We start from the raw sequence: 16,617 nt of genomic DNA, 5'->3' as shown, positions 1-16,617 counted from the left end.
AGTTATGCAAAATACTTCCCCTTATTACTTACTCGTTTTTGTTTGTATGGGGCTAATGTTGCTAAATGGCATGAAAAAAGATAAGCAGCTTATTCATTATCTGTTTGCTGTCTTTTGTGGTTCGCTTTGCATGGTTGGGGTGCAAAAAATCAGTGCACCGAGTATTGGTGTTTACAGCTATTTAATCGGTTTATTTACTTGTGCAACATGTAATATGTCTTGGCTTATATCACGCACTTTGTTTCGTGAGCACAAGCCTTTTTCCATGGTGCATATTGCTGTAGCCAGCACTATTGCAGGTTTGATTATGTTTAATCAAACTTGGCATTATTTGGTAAGTGTTGATGCGCAGATTTTCCCAGATAGCCAATTCATGTGGCGTTTAAAGCAAGGTATGGGTGAAATAACTGTGCTGCTATCTTCGAGTATTCTGGTGCTGTCCTTTTGGGAAGCATTACGAGGCTATAAAGGTAAAACACGAACGCAAAAGTGGCAGGCAACTATTTTTGCTAGTTGTTACTTTTTAGCAGTATTTAATGCCAGCATACTGCCTAAGTTTTTATTTAGTGAAAGCGAATTTCAACAGTTTGAGCCACTTATAATTACCTCATCCGCCTTGTTAATCGTACTTGCAATGCAGTTAGTGATGTTTTTGCAAAAGCGTCCCCATCCTTGTGTAACTGAATCTGCTGAAATTGAAGAGGTGAACTCTGAAAGGGCAGTTCAAGCTACTAAAAAAATTGAGCCGTCAGAAAATAGAGAAATAGAGCCTGAGCTGACCAAGGGTATAGAAGCACTTATTATTAAGCAACAGGTTTATTTGCAAACTAATTTGAAAATTTCTGACTTTGCACAAGCTTTAGCAGTACCTGAGTATAAAATTAGCCGCGCTATTCGCCATCATTTTAAAGCCACTAATTTTAATTTATTTATTAATCAGTATCGAGTAAAGCATGCGCAAATGTTGCTCCTAAAAGACGAAGCAAGTCATTGGAGCATTCTAAGTATTGCACTTGAAAGTGGTTTTTCTTCGCTTGCTACTTTTAATCGTGTTTTTAAAAGCAGTGTAGGGATAAACCCCAATGAGTTTCGTAAGCAAAACGGCTCGTTAGTAGAACAAAAATTAATAGAGCTCGCTGATTAGGGTTGTTTTTGGCTTAAATATGCTGCAATTACTTCAAACATGTTTTGTACTTCTATAGGCTTGGCTATGTAACCTTGCATCCCCGATTCTTTGGCTTTAGTTATGTCGGCTTCCATAGTATTGGCAGTCATGGCGATAATAGGAATATGGGCATACTTTGATTGCTTTTTAATTTTATTAGCAGCGGTATAACCATCCATTTTTGGCATTTGGCAGTCCATTAAAATACAATCGAAAGAGTCTTTTTCGACAGCTTCAATGGCCGCTATGCCATCCTCGGCGACATCAACAATAAATCCATTTGAGCGCAGTATTTGCGATGCGACTTGTTGGTTGAGGGGGTTGTCTTCAACAAGCAGTATTTTTGAGCCAGCAAACTTTTTAAAGCATGTGTTGTCTACACTGTTATCTTTTTTCGTGGCGATACCCATAACATGCTCAAGCGTTTTGAGTAGATTTCCTTTAATAATTGGCTTTAATAATATTTCTTCAACGGTTTTATTAAGTGTACTAAGGGTGTTTTTAACCTCTTGGTTTTCATAAGAAGCGAGAATAATGGTTTTTGTAATGTCGATAGAAAGCTGCTGTTTGAGGTTCTCCAAAATGTTATTTTGCTCATAGTTTAGAACATGCCAGTCTAAAAAAATAAAGTCATAGTCATGGCTAATACTGATTTCTAACAGTCTTTCATCTTTACAGTTAATAGTATGGGTGTTGATTTCTAATGTATTGAGCATATTCCGTAAAACTGCTTCAGGGTGGTTGCTTTGTTCAATAATAAGAGCATGCTTTTGTTTAAAAACGTTTGTGTCGTGAGTACTTTGTTTGGATGATTTAGCGAATGACACTGTAAAACTAAAGCAACTGCCTTTGTTTAATTGGCTTTTAACCTCAATGTTACCTCCCATAAGCTCGAGGATCTTTTTGCTAATAACAAGGCCAAGACCTGTACCACCAAACTTACGTGTTGTAGAAACATCGGCTTGTGAAAAGGGCTTAAACACATTAGTTACTTGCTCCTCAGACATGCCAATACCTTGATCAATCACCTGAAAATTAATACAAATACTTTTATTTGTTTGTGACTCTATCGCCATTTTAAGCATAACGTTTTTCTGATTTGAAAACTTAATTGCATTACTCAGTAAATTTAATAAAACTTGATTGAGCCTAAGAGTGTCACCGATTAAAAACTCAGGAATGCCATCATCAATATCAAAGATTACTTCAGTGTTATTTTGCTCAATTAAACTACTGACTAGATTTGCTAGATTTGCGAGGAAGTCATTTAGATTAAAATCACTATTTTCAAGTTCGAGTTTATTGGCTTCTATTTTAGAAAAGTCGAGAATGTCATTGATAACACCAAGCAACGATTTAGCTGAAAGCTGGATTTTTTCGACGTAATCATACTGTTTGTCAGTCAAATCGCTATTGAGAGCTAGGTGGGCCATACCTAAAATTGCATTCATAGGTGTGCGGATTTCATGACTCATATTTGCTAAAAACATCGATTTAGCTTGATTGGCGGCATCGGCTAATTCTTTTGCTTTATTTAAATCTTGGGTGCGAGTGATGACTTCTTTTTCTAGATTTTCGGCCGCATGTTTTAGCGTCATATTTGCTTCATATAACTCTAAGGACTTCTGTTCTAAAAGTGCTTCGGCTTCTTTTCTGGCCTTGCGCTCTCGTTCTATTCTTCGTTTGTAGAGTTCTTCATCCACATTAAGCTTCTTTTGTTAGGGTAAAAATGGCAGATTGGAAGTTTTCGTCAATCTCGCTTTTAACTGTAATTACTTCATTAAAATGTTCACAGGCTCCCTCAATCAAGCCCTCAGCTAAACAAGCAAATGGGTTACCTGAGCGATAAAACATTTTCATCTCGTTCTTGCTAATTCGTTTTGTTTCAAAACTTGGTAATTCAGCATCGTGGTAGAGCTTTTTAACCTCAATATGCACGTGCCGGTCGATGGTATCAAGGAAGTCAAAAGTGCTTTCGACATTATTAAAGAAGTGTGGAAACAAAACAAAAAAGCGTTTTAACAAATACTTACCGTAGGCATGAACCAGCTCATTAACAGGTTTATTGATATGCCTGCTTAATGAGCTGACCAACATTAGCAGTTCTTTATTGTCGTAATTTCCAACGCTGGTGTAGGCGCCGTTTGAAGGAAGCGAGTTTTCTTCAATGATTTTGTCAGCCACCTTAAAAGAAAACTCATTTTCAACCATTTCTAAAAACTCGGTAAAGACGATACCTTTCATAAAGTAACTCAATAAAACGTCATACTAAAAGTTTAGATACAAACAAGGGTTTTACAATTTCTCTACTTACAATTTTTGTGTGGCTAGAGCTTTTAATTTGATTATTAATTAAAGGCTAGCAAGCAAACCTACTAAATAAGGTTATACTTTTTAATACTATCGTCTTTAGATTGCAGTTTGGTTTGGTATTTTATGGTGATTGGCTCGAGGATAAGAAAACGCTTATTGCTCGCTTTTACAGCTGCGTGTATTGCTATTCTGCTTGCGCAAACAATCATCAGGCAATTATGGATATTGCCAACCTTTGAAGCGATGACAAAGCAAAACGATAGGATTGATATTCAGCGAGTGGAGTCTCAACTTCAGCAAGAGATTGATGCGCTGTCAAAAATGGTTTTTGATAGCTCCGCTTGGGATACCATGTATGTGGCAGCGTACGAACGTGATACCCAGTGGTTTAATGATGATTATGTTATTGCTGACGCACTGCAACGTTTAGACGTGAATGGTTGGTATTTATATGATACGCAGGCAAATATTATCGGAGGTGGCAGTTTTAATAATGACTATCTGACTTACTCACCAAAGATCTTAGAAACCTCCCATTTGTTGAAAGAAAACGACTTAATAGTCTTATCTGATGATATAGCTAATAGCCAATCAGCGTTAGTTCATAAAGTCCGATTTATCACGATAGACAAATCTCCAGTCCTGACAATTGCTTACAATGTAACGAAGTCTGATGGCTCGGGTAAATTTGTAGGGACTTTGCTGCTGTGGAGCTTTATTGATGAAGGTTTTGTAGAAAATTTAACCCCAGGGTTAGCAAATGATATTCGCTTTTATGGCACGGACGAAGTGTTTAAATATAAAGATCATTTAACCAGAGTATTTGGTGATAATCGTAGCGTAATGGGTGCTTCCCAACATAATCGGCGTCTTTACTTAGGAGTTAATGACCAAAAGGGTAACTTGTTATTTGTACTTTCTATTAAATCGCGTGAGCGTACTTACGATCGAAGTTTGTTTGATAGCTCTTTAATCACTGGGTTATTTATTTCTGGCTCAGTGTTTATTTTGTTTTATTTATATATAAATCAACAGGTTTTGAAACCACTTAGAAAGCTTTATACATTAGTAAATTCAGCAATAAGCAATAACGATTTTAGTGCTAGAGACGAGTATTACGGTGATAACGAATTACACCAGCTCGGAAGGGGAATGAATGAGTTATTTACTCTGATTGAAAACCAACGTGAAGAAATATTTCTTCGCCATGAGAAGTTAAACCATATCAGTAATACAGACTCAATGACGGAGCTTGCTAATCGTAGGGCTCTAGATAAACACTTTGCAAAGCTTGCCAGTGATGCTGTATCAGCTAAACAGCCTATTTCATTGATCGTAGCTGATATCGATCACTTTAAACTCTACAATGACTTTTATGGGCATGATCAAGGTGACAAAGCGCTATGTGAGGTTGCCAATCTCCTAAAAGATAATACCAACCCAGACAATCACTTTGTTGCTCGATATGGCGGCGAAGAATTTGTAATTGTGCTCAGTAATACTGATAAGCAGGAGGCACTCAAAGTGGCAGAAACCCTGCGTAATGCTGTTGAATCAGCTCACATTACCCACCAAGGTCGCGAAGACTTAAGCTATGTTACTTTATCGATTGGCATTGCCAGTAAAGCCACTAATGAGGCGTTTGATTCAGATAGTTTATTTAAAATAGCTGATAATGCGCTATATAAAGCCAAAAAGCAGGGGCGCAATTGCTGTGTTGCTGGTGATAAAGCTCAGCTATAGTCTAATAGCTGAGCTTTATTTTTTAAATTGCAACTAAGCTTTGCTCAAGCATTGCTTTAATTTGCTTAACAATTTTAGCTTCTGTTTCTGGCTCAAATTGTTGAATACGTGGGGTGTGAATATGCCCTGTAGGGATGTCTGAATTAAGCTCATCACGCAGGCGAATACTACGGTACGAAATTTCATTGGATAAGTAGCCGCCGCCACCGCCTTTTACCGCAATCGCACCTTCTAATTCTTTAAGTGATTTTGGCTCAAATGCTTTTTCAAGTGTAACGACTTTGTGGTTGTCGTTAATTATGAATGGCCCTTTAGCTTGTTGCATTTGCTTAACTGGTAAGCTGAATAACACAAATTCGTTACCAGGTAGTGGGCGGTCATTAAGGCTTGAAACCTTTGGGGCAGTGGCCGTGCCACCATAGATTATATTGGCGTTATCTGGCGCTGTTACACTGCGACGCTTACCTGGGAAGCGTTCAAGATCAAAGTCTTCTCTGCCCATACTAATAGTGGCGATCATATCGACATTATTAAGTGCGTAATAAGGTGCAAATAATGATTCGATGATACCTTGATCAAAGTCTTCATAGCGTACTGGCACCATCACTGTATTAATCTCAGCGCTTATGCCTTTATAATTTATAACTTGGCCATCAAGTAACAGGGCTGCGACACCTGACGGGTTGCTTTGATTAATATTTTTATCCAATAAGAAAGGATCAAAACCTGTAATCAAAATACGTTTATCGGTTTTTTTACTGTAATCAAGCTCTGTTCGGCCTCGGCTGCCATTTTCAAGCCTTGTTAATAATGCGGTTTGTTCACTGTCTGTCATTGCAAACTTTGGTTTGCTGGTGCGAATAATCTTGCTTGAAAGTAAACGTGCCCAATAGAGTTCGCGGTCGTCGAAACTGTTAGTTTTAATAATGCGGGCTTTCGCATCTCGCCATAATTGCTTGGCGTAGTCATCGATAAGGTCACTCGCCTGCTGGTAACTTGTGGTAGCTTGCCACTGTTTTTCAAATTGGTTTACTTCATCAGCAAAAGCATTCAACACCTTTGGCATGGCTTTGCTGGCTTTTTCAATACGCAGTTCTTCAACGGTTAAATCGGCTGCAAATGCAGAAAATGACGAGGCGATTAAGCTGGTGGCAAGTAAAACTTTTTTCATGATAATCCTATTTAGTTACAGCACGTTTAGTAGGCTTGAGTTAACTATCCTATGGATAAAAGCCCAGCGCAAATAAAATCGCTCAATACAGAACTGGAATAAAAATTAATTAATGGAGATAGCGGTTTTGATCAAAATCATTTCTCAAAGGGAAGGCTTTTGATATGTGAAAAAGAGTAATTAGTTATCGTTTTTCGGTAATTAATGTTTGTTTTTTAAGTTTGATAGTGCCATAGTGTTTTTTTACTAGAAGGATCGTGAACATGAAATTTGGTTCTATTGCAGTGGTTTCGCTGATTGTGATGTTATTAACTGGTTGTACAACAATTAAAATTGAGGAGTCTCATTTTTTATACCCCGATAAAAAAATAACAATGCAGGAAATACAAAGTGTTGATGGTACTGCCATAACGCAAAAGGTAACTTTAACTACCGATGATGGCATCAGCCTTAAAGGTACCCTTATTAAAGTTGCAGATGCTCGCGCCACTGTAATTTACTTTGGTGGTAACCAGTTTCGCGTTAGTGTCGCTGGTGGAGAACCTGCCAAGCTAATTTTACCTTTTCAGGTAAATATTTTAATGATGGATCATCGTGGTTATGGGCTTAGTTCAGGAGTACCCAGCGTGGCTAATCTACAAGCTGATGCATTACAGGTGTTTGATTATGTAAAAGGCAGAGCTGACTTAAATCACTTGCCTGTTGTGATCCATGGCCATTCTTTAGGAAGTATGATCGCAGGTTATGTTGCCAGTCAGCGCAATGTTGATGCTCTGGTACTCGAAGGTAGTGTGACAAATGTTGAACAGATGACAGCAGCACGAATTCCGTGGTTTGCTAAACCGTTTGTTAGCCTTGAGTTTAGTGAAGAGATTAACCAAGTCGATAATTTAAAAGCGTTACAAGTTTACCAAGCACCGCTATTAATAATCACAGGTGAAAAAGACACACAAACTCCACCTGAGTTAGCGAGAGCTTTATATCAACACGCAAAATCTCAGCAAAAGCAGATTTACATCGCAAAGGGGAAGCATCATTCAGATGCGTTAACAGGTAAGCAATTAGCGACTCATTATGAGCAACTTTTAAAACAAATAACATTGAGTAAATCGTCATGAAAAAAATTGTTTGGATGAGTACGCTGATCCTAAGCTTGCTAGTTTTTACGCTCCTTAGTTTGTTAGTTACAAGCATTATTGTGCTTTTTAGTGACAATGATGTTTTAAGCTTTACTCAAAGTAATGGTGCGCATATGTGGATTGGTCTTGAAGTCAGCGGATCTTGGCAGGGAATAGCGCAAACATTGAGTGAGAGTGATTTTGATAGTGTTTTATGGCTTGGTCTTGTGCAATTGCTGCCATTTATTCTTATCAATATAATTTTGATTCGGTTATTTTTGCTCTACCGACGTGGGTCTTTCTTCGCTATTGAAAATATTCAATGTTTTAAATGGTTAGGTGGCGTATTATTGGCGCAATTTGCGCTAGTTGTGTGCTATCCACCACTACTTATTACTCTTCTAAACTTTGCAACAGATACTGATTTGGGAAGAGTCGTGGTTATACAAGATACTGATATTATAGGTTTAGTGATGGGTTTAATTATTTATGTTATTGGTTGGATCATGGGTCAAGCACAGCAGCTACAAGAAGAGCAAGAGTTAGTGATTTAATGGCGATTATTATTGATTTAGATGTTGTGTTAGCTAAGCGAAAAATGAAGTCTGCAGAATTAGCTGAAGCGATAGGTATTACGCCACAAAACTTATCAGTTCTGAGGGCTGGGCGAGCTAAAGCTGTACGCTTTACAACCTTAGATGCAATTTGTAAGCACTTAAGTTGTCAGCCAGGTGATATTCTGCGTTTTGAAGATGATTAGCGCAAAATAAGCTTTGTTTGTTTAGTTTGAGAGTCTTTTAATAACTTGCGGTATTTTGCTGGCGTGATGTGCATTATTGCTTTGAATTCTTTGATTAAATGAGGCTGATCGGTAAAGCCACAATCTAATGCAATATCTGCAAAACTCATTTCAGGGTTAACTTTAATTGCTTGTTTAGCAAGCTTTACCCGGTATATACGCTCAAAATACTTAGGGGTGACACCGCATTGCTCCTTTACTTGCCTTTCGAGCTGGCGTTGACTGAGTGGGGCAAGTTGATAAGCGGTTTCGAGTGGCGTTAACTCAATAAGGTAGCGGATTAAGTGTTTTGAGTGCCTGTTACTGTGGTTAATATTTTTATTATCAGTAAAGTGGCGGCTAATAAACGCAACAAACGCTTCTAAGCTGGCATTATCTTGTAGGCCTTCGGCAATTTCACACAGCGATTGCTCAGCAAGGAGTGGATGTGCGTTTCGCTTAAGTTCAGACAATACGGTTGGGTTAAAGCGAATTCCGCAAAACTGCGCGTCGTATGAAAATGTGACTTTGGATGCTTGAGTTGATGTTTCTTGTATTGCATAAGGGGCAGCAAGCGGCTTGTCATCCAGTAAAACCTCACCGGTAACAGGAAACACAAGCCCCGTTGCACCGTCGCAGGCAAGCCATTGTTCACCTTGAGAGTGCGCTGAGGCATACCAAATAGCTTGTATGCTATCGGCAAGATAGCCCTGTGGGGTCATTAATTCGAGCGTTAAATGGTTACTCATTAAACTTTACTGTCTCTGTCGATAGTGGAAGTATCTTCAATTGTATGCCGTTGTGTCAATTTTTAGTCCAAGTCTAAGTTGCTTTATGGGCTGTTATTCGCACCATTTTTTTAATCCTGCTATGCTACGCCCATTAGCAATCACTGAGTATTTGAGATGATTAACGATAACGATGTAATCGAAACATTAGATGAGCTAGAAACATTTTTACGCCTAGTTGAAAATGGCGGTTTAGGGCTTGAGAATGTAGCTGGTGTTGCGCTTGCAACAAATAATAGCGATGGTCGCCCATTTATTGCAGTACTTGATGATAGACATCAGCTACTACTGGGCCGTTACGTAAGCAATGATGTGTATGAAAATGGCAAAGATATGGTGCGTTATGGCACTAAAAAACCTCATTAATCATTACTGAGGCACTAGTTAAAGTGGGGCGAAGATGCCCCATTTTTATTGGTATAGGGCAAGTTCTCTGTGAATACTTAACACCAGTTCGCTAGGAATACATAACTGACTTGCCAATGTGTCTAAGTAGTGTTTAGAAATTGCTTGGTTTAAATCAATCGCACTGGCACTGGCTGCATATACTTCAATACCCATTTGTGCGTTTGGCACAGCGTCAACTAACTCGGATAGTTGCATTGGTTTTCTCAATTCATCGAACAGCATGGCCTTTTCTTGCACAGACAATTGCATTGTCTCAACTTGTGTGAAGATTTTTTGTCTTTCTGTTTCATCAATGTGGCCATCAGCATAGGCGGCTGCAATCATAGCGCGCATTAATAATAGTTGCCCATCACTATGATTATCGTCGATTGCATCACTAAATGACTGCTCAGGCAGTGTGGCTGGAGTAAAATCAAAACCACGCGAGCTCGTTTGCTGCACAGGAGCCGCTTTTTGTTCTGAATATTGTTTATAGGCTTTCCAGGCAAGCCCACCTACAGCAGCTAGCGCACCATATTTAACGGCTTTTTACTGTTCTTTTTACTTTTTCCGCCCATTAAACTAGTTAGCCCGCCGCCAGCAACACCCCCTAAAAAACCACTCAGCGCACCTGATTTATTTAAATTACCCACTAACTTTTGTAAGTCTTTCATTGTTCTCTCCTTGCAGATATGTGCCCAGATTAGGCGATTTGAAATTAAAAGGAAACGAGATAAATGTTACAAAACACATCAGGTAACAATTATCTGTTTTAGGTGCTAACTTTCAGCTTGCTTAAAATACACTCAATACTATAAGTTAGGATTTCTGTTTGCTTATTAATAAGGAAAAACTCATGGCAGATAATTACACTCCACCCGAAGCAAGTCTTGAAATGGTATCTGAAAATAACTCAGGGCAGGGAAAGGTAGACAATTTACCCGAGGGTATTAAAGGCTTTAGTTGGGGCGCTTTTTTGCTAAGTTGGATTTGGGCAATTGGCAACAGCACATGGATTGGTTTATTAGCCTTAGTGCCTTATGTTGGTTTTATTGTGTCGATTTATTTGGGCTTTAAAGGCCGAGAAATGGCTTGGCAGAATAAACGTTGGGATAGTGTTGAGCATTTTCAACGAGTTCAAAAACAATGGTCATTTTGGGGCGTATTGATCATTGGTGGCATATTTTTATTGGGTATTCTATCGGCAATATTAATACCTGCCATTCAGGCTAATGCCTAAATTATAAACAAAGCGAATCGGTATAAGAGTCAGTATTTACTGGCTTTTTTTATATCTGAAATTCAAACAACAGATTTAATTCCACATATGGCGATTATGTTTTTCATTCTTTATTTTATGATAATCGTAAAATAAAGTTTGACAATCATAAACCAGCTGCGTACTTTTTAGACTGTGAAAATACGAATCAACCTAGATATAGAATTGGCAAAGAACAAAATGCAGCTGAAGGAGCTATCGCAGCGCATAGGTATTTCTATGACCAATTTATCATTACTTAAAAACGGAAAAGTGAAAGCGATCCGCTTTAGTACGCTAGAGGCTATTTGTGAAGAGCTCAATTGCCAACCGGGCGATATTTTGGTGTACGAACGTGATAGCGAATAACTTAACAACGCAACAGGATTTTGGAGGGCATATGTTCAACCGTGACTATTTAATACCAGGCATTGCAGCGGGGTTACTTGCTGTCATATTTCCCTTGTACTGGATTTCAGTTTTTGGTGAAACACTTGATGGCTTAGGAGAAGCACTTAAGCTTGACCTACAAAGTTTAAGCTTTTCAGACCTTATTTTTGTATTCATAGGTGCACTTGAGATATATGTGTACTTGAGCTTACGCAAGGCTCTTAAAGATATGTTTGATGTAGAAGGCGTTCGCATCTTGTTATGTGTATTAGCGGTGCTGGTATTGGCTTTTCATGCTACCGTTCTTTGTGATGTTTACCTTGCTGTTGTCGGCGATAAAGCATCGAACGACGTGATTGATAGTATTTTGGTTATTGCCATGGTGGTATCGGCTGGGAGTTTAGGCTTGTATGCGTTAGTTGGTTTAATCACAGCGGCTTTATTACTGACTAAGCGCCATGGTATTTCGTCACTACTTACGGTGTTTTCTATTCTACTGCTACTAATATGTATCCTACAGTTAACGGTGATTTTTGCTTATTTGAATTTATTTTTATTCCCTGCAGCTTTATTAATTTTAATGGTTTTCTTTATCAAAAAACCTGAACAGATCGAAGTAGTTTAGTTCGGTTTGCACAGCAAGGAGTAGGGTATGAACTGGTTTAAAACGATTTTGTTAACGCTATTTTTTTCATCTGCTTGGGCTGCGACCTGTTTGTATGGTGGTGTCAGTGGTTGGTTTTTAAAGCCAATTGCTGAGACTGGTAACACTGAGCAATTTATTGCCAACAGCCAGGCGTTGATTTCTGAAAACCAAGCGAACATAGCTTATGTTTTGATTGAAAGTGGCGAAGTGATTTTTCAAGATTACTCGAAAAGCAAAGATGAAATAACCGCAAATACGTTGTTCCCTGTGGCATCACTTAGCAAGTTTATTACTGCTTATGGCGTGATGATTTTGGCAGAGCAGCAGAAAGTTGACCTAGCTAAAGCAATACATGAACAACTAACAGCTTGGCAATTACCTGATTCAGAGTTTGATAATCAAAAGGTCAGCCTTGCTCATCTGTTATCTCATACTGCTGGGCTTAGTGATGGTTTGGGGTTTGCTGATATTCCTCTAAGTGAAACGGTACCAAGTTTACTTGAGTCGCTTGATAACCCGCTTTCATCAACGGGTGTGCGAGAAATTAAAGCCACGAAACCACCGGGCGATTTTCAATACTCTGGTGGCGGCTATCTGATGCTAGAGCTACTGGTAGAAGAAAAGACGAATCAACGCTTTGCAACTTGGATGAATGATAATGTCTTTAAGCCAGTCAACATGACTGATGCCAGTTATGATGTACTCACTGAGTTAGACAACATAGCACCTGCGTACGATAAAAGCGGACAAGCTGCTGGGCACTTTCAATACGCATCGGCAGCGGCCACAGGTTTACTGGCAAGTAGCCATGACTTAATCGCTTTAGTGCAAGCATTAACATCACCTCAAACAGGGCAGTTAAGCCCGCAAATGATCACCACCATGCGAGAGCCATTAGGATTTAGCTTAGGAGCACCAATCTGGGGGCTTGGTACCATGCTTTACGCACCAACAGCGTCGGGAGATTTTGTGTTTGGCCACGATGGTGCAAATGAGCCGGCAATAAATAGCACGCTTCGCATTAACCCCGATAACAATGATGCAATCATCGTACTTAGCAGCGGCGGGGAACATATTGCATCAAAACTTGGTTATGAATGGACGCTTTGGCAAACGGGTTCCCCTGACTTTTTAGCCTTTGATATTGCCCTGCAAAGCGCTTTTGTACCTTGCTTAATAGGCCTTGGTATCATCTTGATAGGTATGATTATTGTGCGTTTCAAAAAAGCGAAATAAGTAATTGATGTTAAGTTTAAATTATTTTTCTGCTTTACCCGGGAATTAGTAGCATTGTCATTGTTCATTAACGTGAACAGCTATAGTATTTGCTTTAAATTGATTTATCAGGATAGGGCGCATGTTACGATTTTTTTCTATAGACCAAGGTGTAATTACAGAAACCGAACCAGCTGCTGATACGCCTCTTGTCACTTCTATTAAAAATGCCCACTGGATTGATACCATAAATCCAACAGAAGAAGAACGACAAGCACTGGCAGGCACCCTCAATATTACCTTACCCGGTGCTGATGATGTTGAAGAAATCGAGGCGTCTTCCCGGTGTTTTATCGACCATGAAGGCTTGCATGTGCATGCGCTTTTTATGTCACCAAATGAAGGGCGCTTTAATACGGTGACAGTGGCTTGTTTGTTACAAGACAACTGTTTGCTGACAATCCGTGATGATGAATTAGCCGATTTTCGTTTATTACGACTTCGTGCTCGAAAAGGGCAAGTGGCGTGTGATAATCCCAAGCAACTTTTAGTAACTTTGTTTGATCAAAAAGTCGAAAACCACGCAGATATGCTTGAAGACATGCACCATCAATTAGAAAAACTCAGTGCTTATGTACTTGAAGAAGACGACTCAGATTTAGAAGAAGCCGTTAGCCGAATCTCTCGTCTTGAAGATAACAACGGCAAGGTGCGTTTATGTTTGATGGATACGCGTCGGAATATCTCGTTTTTACTGCGCTACTTAGGAGCACCAACAGAAGACCGCGAATCACTGCGTGAAATTGTGCTCGATATTGATACCCTTATGTCTCACTGTACCTTCTTGTTTGATAAAGTGAACTTTTTAATGGACTCGACTCAGGGTTTTATTAACATCGAACAAAACCAAATTATCAAAACCTTTTCAATTGCTTCTGTGGTGTTTTTACCTCCGACCGTCGTCGCAAGTATCTATGGGATGAATTTTAACAGCATGCCAGAACTGCAATGGGCATGGGGTTACCCGTTTGCAATTGGCATTATGTTGCTGTCTGGCTTTGCACCTTACTTGTTCTTTAAACATAAAGGTTGGTTGTAATACCAACCCGCAGTAATACTTAATCATTTTGAGGGATTAAACCTGTCGCTAACTGCGTTAAAAATTTCTCATTTAGAACAACTAAATAACGAAATTTTTGCCTTGTTATCAACGAGGTTTTATTGCCAAAAAATAGACTACTTAATTAAGCGGGTTGGTATAACAAAGCATAAAAAAGCCCAGCAAATGCTGGGCAAGGGGTCTTCGGATAGACCTAGGGGTTTAGCCTTTCAATTCGCCGGTAGACGATTCAATGTGCGCACGAACAAACCATTGGAATTGTTCTAAATCGGCCAGTTGGCCGGTGATCATATCTTCAGAAACTGGGTCTAGCTCACCAAGCTTTTCGATAGCTGCACGGTGGTCTTTATTGACGCCGTTGTACACTTTATCAAGTGAAGATAGATGGTCAGTCACTAAACCTTTACCAATTGAATAGTCTTCCCATGTACGGCGATCTACAATTGATTGTGGTGTGCCAACAGGTACGCCACCCATAGTTGCAATACGCTCTGCAATCGTATCAGTCATCTCTTGGACTGCGCTTACTTGCGGGTCGAGCATTTCGTGTACACCAATAAAATTAGGTCCAACAACATTCCAGTGAATGTGTTTTAAAGTGAGGTGTAAATCGATTAAAGCGACCATACGCTGGTCTAAAATAGCAATTGTGTCAGCTGCAGCTTGGTCTTTAACACCCGGTGCTGTAAATTCTGCGACTTTTGATGATGAATTACTCATTACTCCTCCGAGATTATCTATTAATTTCCTTTCGCTTTTAGTTTTAAAAGCATGTTTAGTTAGATAGAAGCAAACGTTATGCCTAAAAGAGATTTGTGGTTAAGTTGTTGAATTTATTTGGTTAGATTTTTTTTGTGTTTTGTTGCAGTAGCTATGGCTAAGGTGGAGTATGAAAACTCTGCACACCGAATGTAAAAAATTCAGTGTGCAGATATAAGTTTAAATTTAACGGCTTAAGAGAGTAATGCTGCTGCTAAGCGAACAAAGTCAGATGAGGTTAGAATTCCCACTAAGTTGTTATCTTTATCAACTACAGGCATGCAGCCGTGGCGATTTTCGACAAAGAACTTAGCGACGTCATGCAACGGTTGCTCTGGCGAGATACTGGTAAAATCGGTAGCCATGATATCAACTACTTTGGTTTGTTTTTCTTTTCGTTCAAGGGCGCTGGCGCTGTAATTAGCCATGATATTCATTACCTGAGCAATCATGATTTTTTGCGTTAACATGCCAACTAAACCACCGTGCTCATTGATCACTGGGATATGACGGACATTCTTCTCTTTCATTAGGTTATGAGCGTCATGCAGGGTATTTTGTGCACTAATAGCAAACGGGTCTGGCGTCATCAAATCACTAACTAGGTGTGTCATTGCTAAATCCTTTCAATTAATCAAGTTGTTGTAAGTCTAGTCCTTATCTAGTTAATTGCACTTTAGTGAGATCAAAGTTTTAGTGATTAACGGTGCAAGTACCAGCATTACTTTGCTGGCAATAGTGAAAGTCTAAATAATAGTGAGACTTAGCGGGTCGCTCACCTTTAGTTAGGTACTGATACATCAATTCAGCAGACAGACGGCCCATTTCAAATGGGTTTTGACCAATGTTAGCCGATGATAATCCTTGCTGTAATACGTCTAATTGCATTTGCTCTGTATCGGCAGAAACAATCACCACGTCTTTATTGGCAATGCGCTGTTTATGTTTAGCAATTACGTTTGCATAGTTAGGGTTAAATTGGGCAAAACCTGCTACAGCTAAAAATAGTGGTGGATTTTCGAGGTTAAGAAGTTTGTCGAGCTGGCCGAGGGATACCTCTCGCTTGCCTAAGCTATACAAAGGGCAGCGATCAAACTCACTCCAGCCATTTTCACCACTTAAACGTTTATCTTTTTGCCCTGATAATGCATAGCGCACACCTTCAATACGCTTGTTTAAATTAGGTGTCGTTGAATGCCCTGACTGAATACACACTTGGTTGGTTGTTTTGTTAGTAAATTTTTTTAATTCGTTGCCTAACGCAACACCATAATCAAAATTATTAGTACCTACATAGGCTAAACGATATTGCTGATCTTCTTCGAGCAGATCAGAGTCAAAGGTAATTACAGGAATGTTGTTATCTTTAAGCTGTTTAAGAGCTCTTGCAACAAGATAATTAGAGTCTGTGGTTGCGATTAATAAACCACTAATATTGTTTCTACGAATGAGGTCGGTGATCACTAACACTTGGGTGCGAATATCTTGAAAGTCTTTAGGGCCGTCGTAAATACATTCAAAATCGAGATGTTGTTTTGCAAATTGCTCACAACCACGAAAGGCTTGCTGATAAAAGCTATCGTTCTTGGTTTTACCCACAACAGCCACCACATATTTGGCCTGAATTGGCAGAGCAAAAAGCCAAAAACAGGCGCACAAAAACACCCAGTTTAATTTAAAATTTAATAATACTTTTAAAGACATAGCACTACATATTGCAATTTTATTATAAGCTCGAACTAATTATAGTGGCCTAGCTTGAATTT

The 16,617-nt window shown here is 39.2% G+C and carries 19 protein-coding genes and 1 pseudogene; 11 read left to right on the top strand and 9 right to left on the bottom strand.

The annotated features are described in order from the left end of the window. The first annotated feature begins 4 nt into the window (after positions 1–4). Positions 5–1,144, top strand: a complete 1,140-nt coding sequence (locus QUE86_RS03255) for a helix-turn-helix domain-containing protein (protein WP_286259178.1) — start codon at positions 5–7, stop codon at positions 1,142–1,144. Here QUE86_RS03255 and QUE86_RS03250 read toward each other — a convergent pair. Beyond that, positions 1,141–2,868 carry a response regulator gene (locus QUE86_RS03250; RefSeq protein WP_286259177.1) on the bottom strand — a complete coding sequence of 576 codons (1,728 nt, stop codon included), beginning with the start codon at positions 2,866–2,868 and terminating at the stop codon, positions 1,141–1,143. The genes QUE86_RS03255 and QUE86_RS03250 overlap by 4 nt on opposite strands. Before the next feature lies 1 nt (position 2,869). After that, positions 2,870–3,409 (bottom strand): heme NO-binding domain-containing protein, encoded by a 540-nt coding sequence (locus tag QUE86_RS03245; RefSeq protein WP_286259176.1) that lies wholly within the window; start codon positions 3,407–3,409, stop codon positions 2,870–2,872. Positions 3,410–3,601: 192 nt separating this feature from the next. On the opposite strand from QUE86_RS03245, the gene QUE86_RS03240 reads away from it, so the two are divergent. Beyond that, on the top strand, positions 3,602–5,221 hold the full coding sequence (locus tag QUE86_RS03240) for a sensor domain-containing diguanylate cyclase (RefSeq protein ID WP_286259175.1): 1,620 nt from the start codon (positions 3,602–3,604) through the stop codon (positions 5,219–5,221). 22 nt (positions 5,222–5,243) lie between these two features. Here the strand turns inward: QUE86_RS03240 and QUE86_RS03235 are convergent, their stop codons facing one another. Then, on the bottom strand, positions 5,244–6,392 hold the full coding sequence (locus tag QUE86_RS03235) for a PA0049 C-terminal domain-containing protein (protein ID WP_178927277.1): 1,149 nt from the start codon (positions 6,390–6,392) through the stop codon (positions 5,244–5,246). Positions 6,393–6,655: 263 nt separating this feature from the next. Here QUE86_RS03235 and QUE86_RS03230 point away from each other — a divergent pair, with 263 nt between their 5' ends. From QUE86_RS03230 to QUE86_RS03220, 3 genes are read left to right on the top strand one after another with little or no spacing between them, the layout of a single operon-like run. Continuing rightward, positions 6,656–7,510, top strand: coding sequence for an alpha/beta hydrolase (locus QUE86_RS03230; protein ID WP_130050892.1), 855 nt, complete (start codon positions 6,656–6,658; stop codon positions 7,508–7,510). Next, positions 7,507–8,064, top strand: coding sequence for a DUF2975 domain-containing protein (locus tag QUE86_RS03225; RefSeq protein WP_130050893.1), 558 nt, complete (start codon positions 7,507–7,509; stop codon positions 8,062–8,064). Before QUE86_RS03230 ends, QUE86_RS03225 begins: the two co-directional genes overlap by 4 nt. After that, positions 8,064–8,270 carry a helix-turn-helix domain-containing protein gene (locus QUE86_RS03220; protein WP_130050894.1) on the top strand — a complete coding sequence of 69 codons (207 nt, stop codon included), beginning with the start codon at positions 8,064–8,066 and terminating at the stop codon, positions 8,268–8,270. The genes QUE86_RS03225 and QUE86_RS03220 overlap by 1 nt, the downstream gene beginning before the upstream one ends. On the opposite strand, the gene QUE86_RS03215 is transcribed toward QUE86_RS03220, so the two are convergent. Further along, positions 8,267–9,037: an AraC family transcriptional regulator gene (locus tag QUE86_RS03215; RefSeq protein WP_178927276.1), complete on the bottom strand. Its 771-nt coding sequence runs from the start codon at positions 9,035–9,037 to the stop codon at positions 8,267–8,269. The two genes, QUE86_RS03220 and QUE86_RS03215, sit on opposite strands and share 4 nt — an antisense overlap. Before the next feature lie 156 nt (positions 9,038–9,193). Between QUE86_RS03215 and QUE86_RS03210 the strand changes: the two genes are divergently transcribed. Beyond that, positions 9,194–9,442 carry a hypothetical protein gene (locus tag QUE86_RS03210; protein WP_178927275.1) on the top strand — a complete coding sequence of 83 codons (249 nt, stop codon included), beginning with the start codon at positions 9,194–9,196 and terminating at the stop codon, positions 9,440–9,442. Between the two features lie 45 nt (positions 9,443–9,487). On the opposite strand, the pseudogene QUE86_RS03205 reads toward QUE86_RS03210, so the two are convergent. Beyond that, positions 9,488–9,952, bottom strand: a pseudogene (locus tag QUE86_RS03205) (DUF533 domain-containing protein); the annotation flags it as partial. Positions 9,953–9,987: 35 nt separating this feature from the next. Beyond that, on the bottom strand, positions 9,988–10,137 hold the full coding sequence (locus tag QUE86_RS03200) for a hypothetical protein (RefSeq protein WP_286259169.1): 150 nt from the start codon (positions 10,135–10,137) through the stop codon (positions 9,988–9,990). A 182-nt stretch (positions 10,138–10,319) separates the two neighbouring features. Between QUE86_RS03200 and QUE86_RS03195 the strand changes: the two genes are divergently transcribed. The 5 genes from QUE86_RS03195 to corA all read left to right on the top strand — a co-directional run bounded on the left by QUE86_RS03195 (position 10,320) and on the right by corA (position 14,071). Further along, complete coding sequence (locus QUE86_RS03195; protein WP_167658053.1) at positions 10,320–10,703, top strand: hypothetical protein; 384 nt, start codon at positions 10,320–10,322, stop codon at positions 10,701–10,703. 219 nt (positions 10,704–10,922) lie between these two features. Next, on the top strand, positions 10,923–11,090 hold the full coding sequence (locus tag QUE86_RS03190; protein ID WP_434784468.1) for a helix-turn-helix domain-containing protein: 168 nt from the start codon (positions 10,923–10,925) through the stop codon (positions 11,088–11,090). A 31-nt stretch (positions 11,091–11,121) separates the two neighbouring features. After that, positions 11,122–11,736 carry a hypothetical protein gene (locus tag QUE86_RS03185; RefSeq protein WP_130050900.1) on the top strand — a complete coding sequence of 205 codons (615 nt, stop codon included), beginning with the start codon at positions 11,122–11,124 and terminating at the stop codon, positions 11,734–11,736. A 27-nt stretch (positions 11,737–11,763) separates the two neighbouring features. After that, positions 11,764–12,993: a serine hydrolase domain-containing protein gene (locus tag QUE86_RS03180; RefSeq protein WP_250661121.1), complete on the top strand. Its 1,230-nt coding sequence runs from the start codon at positions 11,764–11,766 to the stop codon at positions 12,991–12,993. Positions 12,994–13,114: 121 nt separating this feature from the next. After that, positions 13,115–14,071 (top strand): magnesium/cobalt transporter CorA, encoded by a 957-nt coding sequence (corA, locus tag QUE86_RS03175; RefSeq protein WP_130050902.1) that lies wholly within the window; start codon positions 13,115–13,117, stop codon positions 14,069–14,071. A gap of 222 nt (positions 14,072–14,293) precedes the next feature. Here the strand turns inward: corA and dps are convergent, their stop codons facing one another. The 3 genes from dps to QUE86_RS03160 form a co-directional block, all read right to left on the bottom strand. Continuing rightward, a complete protein-coding gene (dps, locus tag QUE86_RS03170) occupies positions 14,294–14,812 on the bottom strand; it encodes a DNA starvation/stationary phase protection protein Dps (protein WP_130050903.1) in 519 nt (172 codons plus the stop codon). A gap of 233 nt (positions 14,813–15,045) precedes the next feature. After that, entirely contained in the window at positions 15,046–15,465 is a 420-nt protein-coding gene (locus QUE86_RS03165; RefSeq protein WP_130050904.1) for a CBS domain-containing protein, read from the bottom strand. A gap of 79 nt (positions 15,466–15,544) precedes the next feature. Continuing rightward, positions 15,545–16,555: a substrate-binding domain-containing protein gene (locus QUE86_RS03160; RefSeq protein ID WP_167658051.1), complete on the bottom strand. Its 1,011-nt coding sequence runs from the start codon at positions 16,553–16,555 to the stop codon at positions 15,545–15,547. Positions 16,556–16,617 lie beyond the last annotated feature (62 nt).

Source organism: Pseudoalteromonas apostichopi (assembly GCF_030297135.1).
Lineage (GTDB): Bacteria > Pseudomonadota > Gammaproteobacteria > Enterobacterales > Alteromonadaceae > Pseudoalteromonas > Pseudoalteromonas apostichopi.
The sequence above is the reverse complement of the archived record's forward strand: the minus strand, read 5'-3'. Positions and strand labels throughout refer to the sequence as shown.